The 12,843-nt window shown below is 38.0% G+C and carries 11 protein-coding genes; 3 read left to right on the forward strand and 8 right to left on the reverse strand.

Annotated features, from left to right (window positions below; genetic code table 11):
- Positions 1–344: 344 nt before the first annotated feature.
- The 3 genes from JP39_RS11200 to JP39_RS11210 form a co-directional block, all read right to left on the reverse strand.
- A complete protein-coding gene (locus tag JP39_RS11200; protein WP_041500107.1) occupies positions 345–812 on the reverse strand; it encodes a threonine/serine exporter family protein in 468 nt (155 codons plus the stop codon).
- A gap of 2 nt (positions 813–814) precedes the next feature.
- Positions 815–1,579, reverse strand: coding sequence for a threonine/serine exporter family protein (locus tag JP39_RS11205; protein ID WP_041500106.1), 765 nt, complete (start codon positions 1,577–1,579; stop codon positions 815–817).
- A gap of 373 nt (positions 1,580–1,952) precedes the next feature.
- Complete coding sequence (locus tag JP39_RS11210) at positions 1,953–3,272, reverse strand: NEAT domain-containing protein (protein ID WP_082330700.1); 1,320 nt, start codon at positions 3,270–3,272, stop codon at positions 1,953–1,955.
- A gap of 175 nt (positions 3,273–3,447) precedes the next feature.
- On the opposite strand from JP39_RS11210, the gene JP39_RS11215 reads away from it, so the two are divergent.
- Together JP39_RS11215 and JP39_RS11220 are read left to right on the forward strand one after the other, a co-directional pair.
- Positions 3,448–3,738, forward strand: coding sequence for a type II toxin-antitoxin system HicB family antitoxin (locus JP39_RS11215; protein ID WP_169751888.1), 291 nt, complete (start codon positions 3,448–3,450; stop codon positions 3,736–3,738).
- 389 nt (positions 3,739–4,127) lie between these two features.
- On the forward strand, positions 4,128–5,033 hold the full coding sequence (locus JP39_RS11220; protein ID WP_041500014.1) for a proline-specific peptidase family protein: 906 nt from the start codon (positions 4,128–4,130) through the stop codon (positions 5,031–5,033).
- Between the two features lie 347 nt (positions 5,034–5,380).
- Here the strand turns inward: JP39_RS11220 and ppk1 are convergent, their stop codons facing one another.
- From ppk1 to JP39_RS11245, 5 genes are all read right to left on the reverse strand, one after another.
- Positions 5,381–7,384: a polyphosphate kinase 1 gene (gene ppk1, locus JP39_RS11225; protein ID WP_041500012.1), complete on the reverse strand. Its 2,004-nt coding sequence runs from the start codon at positions 7,382–7,384 to the stop codon at positions 5,381–5,383.
- Positions 7,385–7,405: 21 nt separating this feature from the next.
- The gene (locus JP39_RS11230; protein ID WP_041500010.1) at positions 7,406–8,785 is read right to left on the reverse strand and encodes a DUF2252 domain-containing protein; all 1,380 of its coding nucleotides are present in this window, start codon (positions 8,783–8,785) and stop codon (positions 7,406–7,408) included.
- 732 nt (positions 8,786–9,517) lie between these two features.
- Complete coding sequence (locus tag JP39_RS11235; RefSeq protein ID WP_041500009.1) at positions 9,518–10,936, reverse strand: PTS galactitol transporter subunit IIC; 1,419 nt, start codon at positions 10,934–10,936, stop codon at positions 9,518–9,520.
- A 27-nt stretch (positions 10,937–10,963) separates the two neighbouring features.
- On the reverse strand, positions 10,964–11,269 hold the full coding sequence (locus JP39_RS11240; RefSeq protein WP_010018929.1) for a PTS sugar transporter subunit IIB: 306 nt from the start codon (positions 11,267–11,269) through the stop codon (positions 10,964–10,966).
- A gap of 17 nt (positions 11,270–11,286) precedes the next feature.
- Positions 11,287–11,799 (reverse strand): PTS sugar transporter subunit IIA, encoded by a 513-nt coding sequence (locus JP39_RS11245; RefSeq protein WP_041500006.1) that lies wholly within the window; start codon positions 11,797–11,799, stop codon positions 11,287–11,289.
- 270 nt (positions 11,800–12,069) lie between these two features.
- Here JP39_RS11245 and JP39_RS11250 point away from each other — a divergent pair, with 270 nt between their 5' ends.
- Positions 12,070–12,834, forward strand: coding sequence for a DeoR/GlpR family DNA-binding transcription regulator (locus tag JP39_RS11250; RefSeq protein ID WP_041500004.1), 765 nt, complete (start codon positions 12,070–12,072; stop codon positions 12,832–12,834).
- Positions 12,835–12,843 lie beyond the last annotated feature (9 nt).

The following is a 12,843-nucleotide window of genomic DNA, read 5'->3' on the forward strand; positions in this document are numbered from 1 at the left end:
GGAATTTGTTTATATATTGCCGCCTCCGGTTGTCAGTAATATAGTCCGCTGTGGGGACCGGTCCGAGCCAGAATACGGTCTCGAACCTCGACTTGAAGCCTTGCCATGGTTCGGCAAGTCTCCAAGTTCGTCCCGTGGTGTAATGGCTGAAGCCATTACACCACCTCCACTGCTGGACTATATTACTGACAACCTCCGGCTAGGTTTTTTCGTTTTTGATAGAATAATGAATAACCTTTAACCCAAATTAATTGGACGTAAAAATCCCTTCATTATTAATAAGAAGAATTTTGAAATTTCTTCCTATTGATAATGAAGGGATTATTTAGTTTATATTCGCATAATTACTTCTTACCGTTTTCTCGTTTAGTTAAATACCGTTTTACTGGCGGATAGAGCTTGTTTGCTATTACCTCGGCGATTATAAACCCAATCGCCAACGACATCCCTACTGTTAAGGCTTTGACAAATCCATATGCGGCTTGGCTGTCATTACCCAATGTAAAATTACGCATACTATCGTAAAGAATTGCTCCGGGAACTAACGAAACTAAACAAGGTACGTAGAAAATATTGACTGGAGCTTTTACAAGGATTGCACATAAATTTCCTAATATTCCAATTACCACTGCACCCATTAAATTGGGCATGATCAATCCGTGATTATACCAGCCGACCACAATGTACACGATCCAGGCGATTGCTCCGACTAGTCCTGCTGGAATCAACGTTCTTCTGGGGTTATTAGTGATAATTCCGAATCCGACACTTGATAGGAAACCAAAAATGAATCCATAAATAATTTCTGACATGATTAGCCTCCCATCACTGTTCTGATCACGATTTGTCCGATTATAACGCCGCTTCCGATGGAGATTCCGGACATGATGGCATCGGTTGCTCTAACTAATCCGGAAATAGTATTTCGTTCGATGATTTCTCGCAAAGAGTTTGTCATTGGAACTCCCGGAACTAGCGGCATCAACGCACTGATAATGATGTAATTTGCATCGTGAGCTATGCCGTAAATCCCCAAGACATGTGCCAACATACTAATTGCTAGACTGCCAACGGCCACTGGTATATAGGGAATCTTCGTATGGCGAGCGACATATTGTGAGGCAATATAACCAATAATTCCCACGAAAAAGGCTATTCCTAAATCGCCCCAAGTGGCTTTAAACAGCAACATTGGTGGCATGGAAACTAATCCCGCACCGAAACATTTTGTCAGCCAAGAAAAATCACGTTTCTCATTATCGACTCGAGCAACTCCGTCTTGTAACTGTTCATAAGTAATTTTATGACTGGTAAATTCTCTTGATAAAGTATTGATGTCATCCACTTTTTGCAAATTAAAATCGCCCACACGGACTTTAAAAATTCTGGTAGCAGCGCTTTTTTCTGAGCTAACAAAAATACCAGTCATTGTCGCGTGACAAACAACCGGTAAATCTGCAGCTCTTCCTACATATTCGACTGTATTTTCAACCCGAGCCGTTTCTGCACCATTCTCTAGTAGAATCGTTCCCACTTGACCACAAAGAGTGACAATATCTCTTTCGCTGATAGCCCCCATAATGGTTCCCTCCAAATGGTAGATATTTTTATTATTAGAATATTATTAACACAAACGGGGTGGAATGTAAAAGCTCAGTTGGCCGTCTCCAGAGATGAACATATTAACCTGCTATGCGGACCGGGCCGAGCCACAGTGCGGTCTCGTCCCTCGATTTTGAGCTTCGCAAAGTACGCGAATCTCAAAACTCGCCCGGTGGTGTAATGGCTAAAGCCATAACGCCACACCCACAGCTGGTTAATATGTTCATCTCTTCCGACTAATTTATCTTATATTTTCCGTGAATAATTGAATAAATATTCCTGTTGAATCAAACTCTTAGCACATAAAAAAGAAGGCATCTCCTTATTACGGATAATGTCTTCTTACAAATTTAATTCTTCTTTAAATATGTACCTTTTAATAAAACCAATGTTAAAACCAAAATTAGAACACCTATTACTGCTAAAGCGTCGTTTGTTTCATTACCTGTTTGAGGTAATGTGTTGGTGCTCTGCTTAGCTGCTGTATTTGATTTCGTAGTTGGTGTAGCTTTTACATCGCCCAAATTGCTGATGCTGCCTAAGCTGGAAATTAAGTCTGACATGCCTGATGTATCGGTGCCACTCATTAGATTTGATAAATCTGCTGGATTTAAACTATCAAAATTCAACTTGAATCCTAGATCTTTATTCAAACCGAAATCAGGGATATTCATTGTGATATCACCGGGAATCAGATTGCTCAAGTCGGTTATTTTCTTGATTGGAAAGTCGAATGTTATGTAATTGCTATCGCCTTCGCTACGAAAACTTATATTAAATGGCTTCTGACCATTAATTGCGTTGATTTCAAAGGCGTTAGTTCCAAATTTCTTTGGATATTTAATAGTAGCTTCAACGTAATAGCTGCCATCTGGATTTTGCATCAACTTAGCCGTATTCGTAAAGTAGGGTGAAATCAGAGATCCATCACCATTATTTTTAGCAATACTATAAGTCAATTCTTTCAAAATTGTTTTAGGATCAACTTTTGTTGCCGGAGTGTTGTTATTATCAGTATTTGTTGGCGTATCAGTTGACTGATTGTCAGTTGGTGTCGAGATAATATTATCGTTGTCATCGTTAGACTTTAGACTACTTACGAGACCTTTAGCGTTATTGATACTATTGGTTATATTATTTTCTGCATGCGTAATTCTATTCAAACTGTCCGCAAAAGAACTGTTGGCTCCTTGCGTATACATTGAACTTGAATCAAATTTGAAAGTAACATCTTGTTGATCAATATTTAAATTCAAAACTTTTGTCTGAACTGTTGCCGGAATATCTTTATCCAAGTCCTCTAAACTAGCAATATTAAAGCTAATATCCTTACGATCATGGCCACTTGTCGCAACTTTTGGTGTTTGACCATCAATCGTTGGTACGTTCAAATCGCTGAGATTAGAATTTCTGCCGGTAATAGTTACCTTATAAGTCCCATCATCATTGGGAGTAACTGTCGCGCTTTTGGTAAACAACGTATTCATTGGTGACAGTGAATTTGAATTTTCTTTATAAACTTCATAATTAATTATCTTACTATTGCTGGTCGAATCTGCTTGAACTGTTTCTTCTATTACATTAGGTGTACCAGTGTTATTTCCAACTACACCAAATATTCCTAAGAGCATCCCCACAGACAATAGACTAATTAGCAATTTCTTCATCATATCGCCCCTTTTGACATATATACCAATTTTATCATAATTATTCTATACACTTAAATATTACGACATCTTTCTCAAAATATATTTATAATTTGTATTTATAATTAAATAATCAAATCATTTCCACTACACCCATAACTTCATGTACCATATTGGTGATCCTAAATTTCGGAGGAAAATGATGACAAAAATAGTCGAATATCCAGCAATTTTTGATGATACACAAAACGAACCTTGTGTTTACAGTGTTAATTTTCCCGATGTTCCAGATGCTTTAACGTACGGGGACACTCTAGATCAAGCAATCAAAAGAGCCCCTGGGGCACTCGGCATATCACTTTATGGAAATTCAGATTCAGAAATGCCTACCCCATCCGATTTAAAAGACGTTAAAAAAGATAATCCTCAAGCAATCGTTAACCTAGTAAGCGTTGATCTTGATGATCTCGATGTAGAAGAAATAAATTAAAAAATTGAAGAATCGTTCAAAAGAACGGTTCTTTTTTCGTATTTTAAAATATAAGGCATTTTAAAGAAAGACCTAGAGCGCATCAACCCATTAGCCTTCGGGTGCGAGAAATGGAGTACGCAGTGCAGGTGGCGTTAGAGCTTTAGCTCTTACACCACGGGACGAACTTGGAGACTTGCCGAACTGTGGTAAGGCTTCAAGTCGAGGTTCGAGACCGCACTCTGGCTCGGACCGGTCCCCACCGCGTAACTCCATTTCTCGCGCCCGAAGGCGGCCCCACAAAATAAATTTTACATTAGAATTATTAAAATAATATTATAGATTATTTGAAATAAACTAAGAGTTAGATATATACTTATAATTATCATTTGCAGGAAGGTGAACTTTTTATGAAACAAGGAACAACAATCCTTACTTTAGATAACGGATACCACTTATGGACACACACTCAAGGCCATGGTGACATCAAATTGCTTTGCTTACATGGCGGACCCGGCGGAAACCATGAATATTGGGAAAACTTTGGCGACAAATTAGCTGATCTCGGCGTTCAAGTAACTTTCTATGACCAATTAGGTTCATGGTACTCAGACCAACCAGATTACAGCGACCCCGAAATCGCTAAAAAATATTTAACTTACGACTATTTCTTGGAAGAAGTTGAAGAAGTTAGACAAAAACTCGGACTAGAAAACTTCTACCTCATTGGACAATCATGGGGGGGCGCTTTGGTTCAAATGTACGCTGCTAAATATGGACAACACCTCAAGGGTGCTATCATCTCAAGTATGGTCGACGAAATCGATGACTATGTTGTAAATATTAACAAATGCCGTATGGACACATTAGGCCCTGACAAAGTTAAGTACATGGAAAAAATCGAAGCTGACAACAACCTTTCAGACCCTACATACCAAAGTTATGTTGATATTTTGAACGCTGAATACGTTGACCGTAAACAACCTACTGCTATCAGACACTTAGTTGATACAACCGGTACAGCCGTTTACAACACATTCCAAGGTGACAACGAATTCGTCATCACAGGTAAATTAAAAGACTGGCACTTCAGAAAACACCTTAAGGAAATTACCGTACCAACACTATTAACTTTCGGTGAACACGAAACAATGCCTATCCCAACAGCCAAGATTATGCAAAAGGAAATTCCTCATGCACGTCTAGTAACAACACCAAACGGTGGACACCATCACATGATCGATAACGCACCAGTTTACTTCGATCACTTGGAGACATTTATTAAAGATGTAGAATCTGGGAATTTCGCTGAATAGAGAGTGGAGACAGGGCGGTTAGCTCCCGAGCATTTGCGTAGCTTCACGAATTATCCGCGCACTTTGCGGATGATTTGGGAAGGTATGCAAAGCGGAAGGAGTTGCCCTGTCGTAACTCGTTTTGGTGAGAGAGTGGAACAAGCCCGGGAATTTCCGAGCATTTTCGTAGAACTGTGAATTACACGCCGATTTTGCGTGTGATTTACAGTTTTATGAAAAGCGGAAGAAATTGGCTTGTGGAACTCGTTTTAGAGCCACTGCCTATATAACCAAGAATTAAAAATAATATCAAAAGCAAAAAAAAAATCCTTCAATCTTAAAAAATTGAAGGATTTTTTTACGTACTTTTACTTTGTATGGATATATTTACGATATTGCAAACGATCCAACCAAGTCTGTTGAGCCGAAATACCATGATGAACATGGGTTTTAACATAATTACCCTCATCATTGAGATGATAAGAGTTTTCAGTATCTTTCCAAAACATCTTAATAATCTTTAACAATTGACGCTTAGGTTTTTCTTCAATCACAGGAACAGCAATTTCCACACGACGTTCAAGATTTCTAGTCATCATATCAGCTGATGAAATCCAAATATCAGTATGGTCGCTACCATATTGGAACTTGAAGATTCGACTGTGTTCCAGCAATTCCCCAACAATACTCTTGATACGAATATCTTCTTTAGGTCCGCAAACACCAATCTTCAATGAACAAGGTCCTCTAACAATCAGTCTAAATGGTAGACCTTCTTTAGCCGCATCATAAATTGCATCGATAATGTCGACATCAGTCAAACCATTAACTTTCATGAAGACTTCACCTTGACCGTCACGTTTGTAAGCTTCAGCAGCTTTTTTAATATTGGCAATCACCATATCGTTGATTCCATTTGGTGAGGCGGTCAAATATTTATATGGTAACTTTTCGCCAGTAATCAAATAATTGAAGAATTTAGTGGCGTCGTCGATGTAATCTTGTTTGCTAGTGAAGTAACTGACATCAGAAAAGACATTAGCCGTTATAGCGTTATAGTTACCTGTTCCGATTTGAACATAGCCAGTATTGTCAGCGTGTAAAACTAAACAGATTTTTGAGTGAACCTTATTAATCTTATCGCCGAACAAAACTCTCACGCCTGCTTCTTTGAGAACTTTCGCAACTTCAATATTGTGAACTTCATCAAAACGAGCTCGCAATTCAACCACAGCTGTAACATCAATCCCCTTTGCGGCAGCCTCTTTCAATAATCTCAATAAATCAGAATTATCTTCCGTCCGATAAATTGTGATACAAATCTTGGTTGTCTTAGGATCGTTGACGGCAGTTTCCAAATAATCGATAAAGACATGGAATGAATCGTATGGATATTGCACCAAAATTGGCGATTTATCCAAGTATTGCAACATGTTGTTAGCTTTGTTCCACTGTAATGCTTGAAATGGTGGAAAGACTAAATCTGGATGATCTTTATAAAGTTTGAAAATATTACCGAGGAACTTGAGATCAACTGGTCCTGGAATTTTGTAAACACTCTTCTTACTGATATTGAGCAATTTAGCAAAGTATTCTCGCCCCTTTTTATCACCATTGCAGGAGAATTCTACTCTGGTAATCTTACGAAGGTCACGAGTATCGACGTAGTTAATCATCTTATTTAGATATTCTTCATCAGACAGATGTTCATCCAAAAAGTCATATGGCTTATTTTGGTCATAGGTAACCCGGAAGACATAGAATTTAGAAATCTTATACTTTCTAATCATATCCGAGGAACAGTGGCGAATCACATCTTCAATTAAGATGTAATGGTTGTCGACACCAGTTGCAACCAAACGGCCGAGATCTTCCGGAATTGGACATGTATAAATATAGTTCGGTGTTTCCATCAACAAATTCAAATTACGACGGTATTTGAACCCTTTCATGAAACGCTGCATGTCTAATCTAGGCAAAATCTTCTTATTATAAAACTTCTTGATGTACTTCTTTTCTGAATCCTTCAAATCTGCATACTTCATCAACTTAAAGAGGCCACTATCCTTGCCTTCTTTCATCAATGCATGGTAGGCAGTATATTGTTTTTCAATATTACGAGCATTAAATTCATAAGCTAAACTGAGAATCTCTTCCCCGGACAAACCAGTTCGCTTCTCTGACTTGTCTTGCTTAACCATCGTATGAATATTGTGCATTCTGACACGGAAAAATTCGTCCAAATTGTTTGAGGCAATGGCCAAAAAACGCATTTTTTCCAAGTACGGAACTTTTTCATCATAGGCTTGATCAATGACTCGATTATCAAATAATATCCAACTTAAATCCCTATTATAATATTTATCCTTCATATAGCTAATTAACCTTCATTCCTATTTTTGTCTTTCATCCCTCTGTTCTTTCTTAAATGATTCGTAATCATATTCCACTTGTTTGACGTAACTATTGGTAAAGTTCATCAACGAATTGGCAATATCTGCATACTCTTCACCAAATCCAATAATCAACGGATAGTTAGGTGAATGTGAGTGCGCTCTGGCAAGTAGAATGACACAAACCTTTGTATAATCCTCAAATGATTCAAAATCTAGTTTATCCAGGTTAATAGACGACTTCATATCCTTAAATTGACGCATGTAAAAACTATATTTCTTCGTATCGAAGGCTCCCAAGAATGGATCTGAAGCACTTTGCAAAATCAATTGACTGTTGACGATATTTTGACCCTGACTAATTTCATCATCAGAATACAATTTGTCATCATTGTAAATTGGCAAAGCTTGCTTAGCCTGGAGTACCAAGTAGTTACTGTCCAAATCTTGTAGCAAAATCAAGTAGCAAAGAGTTCCCACACTCCCTACACCGACACTGTGACGGACGATATCGATAATATCGAAATCCTCCAAAAACAGCCTGACATCGCTACGTTGATGCTTCTTGTAACTCTGGTATCCATCAACGACACTCTTATAGTCTTTCTCACTGATGTGCTGTGTCACCGGCTTATTTTCGACAAAACGACGTTCGCCACTGGCACTGACCTCAGTATATTTTTCAATAACTAATCGCGAATTGCTCTTCTGAGCCTTTTTGATACTCTTAGCAATCATGTTATTGAATGATTCTTGGAAATACTCCTCATTATCTTTGAGCATACCAAATATTTCAGTAATATTTTGTAGCGTATTTGGTAAAATAAATCTTTTCATTTCGGAAATTTTTGTCATGTGTTTCAAGGTGTCAAAATAAGTATCAACTACCGTTAGCAAAAATTCCTGAACGTCGGTTTCGACAAAATTATGGGCTCTAGCAACCAACAAGGCGCTGACCAACAATCGTTTTAAATCATATTCCCAATGACCTAAATGGGCTTCATCGAAATCGTTCATATCAAAGAGTAACTGGCCTTCGGAAGAACCGTAAAAACCGAAATTACCGAGATGAGCGTCGCCACCAACTAATACTTTGATGCCACTATTCTCATTCCGCGACATGTCATAATGCATCACATCAACGGTACCGCGAAAGAAAGCAAAGAGCGACTTCGACATTCTCTCACGCTTAACTGCTAAAAGTTCTGGAACTAATAGTTTGTTTTTGATATTCAGAATTTTGTGGATATTTCTTTTTTCGGGTTCAAATTGATCAAATTTATCAGAAACAGTTGTCGCAAAAAAACGACCTCTGATAATTAATTGTTCCGTACTTTTAAAAGCATCCGTATCTTGATACGTATATGGTGTTCTGCTCATACCGGTCATCTCCTCAAGTTTATTATACAATAGCTGGCACCAATAACTGCCAGCTTTCAACATTTTTTACATTAATGTTCACTATACTAAAATATATTTCTTAAGTATGGCTAAACTGTTTAGATTTAATAACTAAATATTAATCTGGGGTGCCGTCTCCAGGTCAGAGAATACATACTCGCTATGCGGACCGGTCCGAGCCACAGTGCGGTCTCGGACCTTGATTTGAAGCCTTACCAAAGTACGGTAAGTCTCCAAACTCGCCCGGTGGTGTAAGAGCTGAAGCTCTAACGCCACACCCACAGCGTGTATGTATTCTCTGACCTTCCGACTAATTTATTAGAATGAATTGACTATTCATCATATTCATTTAAAACCAATCATCAGCCAACATCATTTATTATCTAATTACTTTCAAAAGGCTATCATTAAATGCTTTCCAAGACACACAAATAACCCCATAAGGACACATACAACACAATACAGATTAACTAGTCGGAAGAGATGAGAAGTATTCACCAGCTATGAAAGTGGCGTTACGGCTTTAGCCGTTACACCACCGGGCGAGTTGAAGACTTGCTGGTTTTGCAAGGCTTCAACCGAGGTTCGAGACCGCCCTTTGGCTCGAACCGTTCCGCATAGCAGGCGAAATACTTCTCATCTCTGGAGACGGCAGAACGCAAAAAAAAATCCCGAATCAGAAAATTCGGGATTTTTTAAAACATTTATATACTATTTAGCAGCTTTAGCAGCAGCTTCGTCAGCATAAACTTTGTTTCTCTTCTTCATTTGTTGTGCGTACCAGATAAAGATCAATAGGTATGCAACAAGTGCTAATGCAGCGTAAAGAACAAACTTAATTTGACCAGTTGAAGCGTTACCAACTAAGTAAGCTAAGAATTTTTCAATAGGACCTTCCATAGTTGAGTGGGAAATCATTGTACCTGATGCAAGACCCTTAGGGAATGCGCCAAGCTTCTTGGCTGTAGCTGTAACCATAGGTGCTGATAATGTACCTGCCCATAGGAATAGAGGCAATTCAATAGCACCAATAACGATCATACGGATAATCTTACCACGTGTAACAACTAGCAAAGCTGGTGTTACACCCATGGCGATGATACCACCTAAAGGCAAGATCTTGTTTCCAGGTAATACAAGTGCTTCAAGAAGCATGATAGGTGCCAAAACGTTAGCGGCAGCCCAGATTTCAGCACGTCCGGCGATAAATGGCCAGTCAAGTCCAACGTTCATTGTACGACCTTTAAGTTTCTTGTTAGCAAAGTCTGTAATACCTTGTGACAATGGTTCAACAGCGGCGATAAACCATGAACCGATAAGTGAGAATAGTTCCAAACAGAAAGCAGCTGTAAATGATAGTGTAAAGATTTCCTTAATACCTTGGTGTGAAAGTAAACCAATAAAGATACCTAAATAAATACCAATTGCGAATTTGCTTCCCCAGAATCCAATCTTCTTGTTCAATGCGGCAGCATCGAAGTCGAATTTATCTAACCATGGGAAGATAACATCGAATAACTTATCAAATACCATGATGATTGGGTTCATCATGTAGTTCATATGTGTTGTTGTCATTGGGTTTGAAGCTGGTGCATGTAATAGATCATTAAAAGTAGGTTTCATTAAATCAGAGTTGATAATCTTCAAAACACCAATGAAAATAACTAAACATGTAGTGATTAGTAAGTTAGCACCGAAGAACATTGCTAGCAAACCAACGAAAGCTAGATGCCAAATATCAAAAATATCAACATCAAGTGTGTTTGTCTTGTTCATAACGATCATAACGATATTAACGATAACCATAACAAGCAAGAAGAACAATGTGTAAGGTGAACCCCAAGTAATAGTAGCAAGTGGAGCCCAACCTAAGTCAGTAACTGATAGTTGAATACCAGTAGACTTAACGAACGCATTCAATGCATCTTGGAAAGCTGTTGTTAACAATCCAATAACGGCACTGATAGCGGTAAGAGCGATGGCTAATTTAATACCACCCTCCAAAGCTTTAGAGAATTTAACTCTAAATACCAAAGCGATAATAGTCAAAACAATTAACATCATTGGTGCGGCACCAAGATCAATTAAAGGTTTGAATATCGCGTTGGCGAAATCAATAATTCCTGACATATCCGTTTCCCCCTAGATGAACGTATTTTATGCCTTGCCACTGTCCTTAATAGCTTGTTCTACTTGGTCATAAACTGGTTTGGCCATAGCAGGCATTCTATATAGGATAGGACCAGCATCAACAACTGGACAGCTTGGTGTAAATCCAAGATCTGTGGCAGCGATTGGTGTAAATAGATCGTAATCCTTCATCATATCTTCTGTAATATCCTTAACCATAACGGCATCGGCTTGAACATCGTATCCACGATTGCTCATTTCTGTTTCCAAAGCATCCTTGATTTGGTGGCTTGAGTTAACTCCGGCACCACAAGCAGCTAAAATCTTAAACATAATTACACTCTCCTTTTTTATTCATTGCTCTTCGCATATTTAATAAATTTTCTATTCAAGAATGAATAGATTTCTTTAGGATTGTCACTCTTAAAGAATGGTACAAGCTCGTTTTCAGAAGTACGAGCCATGAAGTCCATGATCTGTGCCAAAATGTTTGATTGGCCTTCTGGATCATTGTTAAGAATCATGAACAAAAACTTCACTGGAAATTCTTTCGATGGATCAATCATATTATGGAAAGAAATTTCTTTATCTAATTTAATAGGAACAATCATTCGTGCTTTGACGAATTCGCTCTCCGTATGTGGAATAGCTATATTTGGTATCTTTGGAGATACAACTGACATATCAATTCCGGTTGGATAGTTTTGTTCACGTTCCAATAAATTATTAATGAAGTCTTCAGTTACAAGATCCTTCTTTAATAAAGAATCTGCTATTTCGCGAAACACTTCCTCCTGTGTAGAAGCTTTAGAAATATAAACTTCGCTTTCGCTAAATAGTTGATCAGCAGCTAATTCGCCCATTAACACCATCACCTACCCGTTTGTTTGTTTTTGTTTACAAGAACAATAGTAAACGCTTGCACAAAATATGTCAATACTAAATATAAAATTATAAAGCCATAAATAGCCCTTCCTATATATAGCAATGAGCCACCCGATTTCTTGACGTATTAACAAGGTAAATGCTTACAAAGAAATAAACACTTACTTACCAAAAATGATTGACAAGCGAACATTCCAATGCTAAATTATGTTTGTAACGAACAATAGTAAACAAAAAGAGGTGATCTTTTGTTAAAGAAAGAACGCTTTCTAAAGATACTATCGGAATTAGATAAGAACGACATCGTTACTGTTAACGATTTAACTACATTATTGAATTGTTCTGATATGACCATCCGTCGTGATCTTGAAGAGTTGTCAGAATCTGGCAAGTTGATCAGGATACACGGTGGAGCACAAAAAATTAGCGTTTCTCCACTAGAAGAAGCTTCTCACGTAGAAAAACGCCAGGTACATATTAAGGAAAAACAAGAACTAGCTAAACTGGCAGCTAACCAAATCGACAATTTCGATACTGTCTTTATCGGTCCAGGAACAACGCTTGAATTGATTGCTCAAAACATTACTAAAGATATTAATTCTTTGAGGGTCGTAACGATTAGCATTCCTGTATTTGAAAGCTTTAAGAATTCGGATCTTAATTGTGAATTAATTTTAGCTGGTGGTATTTATCGTAGCCGTTCAGGAACTTTAATCGGTGCTTTGGCAAGCAATGCTGTGAATGGATTGAAATTCGACAAAGCATTCGTCGGGGTCAATGGGATTCAGAATTCTCAGATTATGACTGCTAACACCGAAGAAGGTCGAATCCAAAGCGTCGCTTTGAATAACTCACAGACGAAATACATTGTTGCAGATAGATATAAGTTGAATCGTAATGATTTCTATACCTTCTATAGTTTGGACGATGTAGATTATCTAGTGACTAACAAGAGCACTTCAAAAGAGACTATCGATTATTATCAACAATATTTAAGACTTATTACCAAATAATTGGAGGGA

The sequence above is a fragment of the Companilactobacillus heilongjiangensis genome, assembly GCF_000831645.3.
GTDB lineage: Bacteria > Bacillota > Bacilli > Lactobacillales > Lactobacillaceae > Companilactobacillus > Companilactobacillus heilongjiangensis.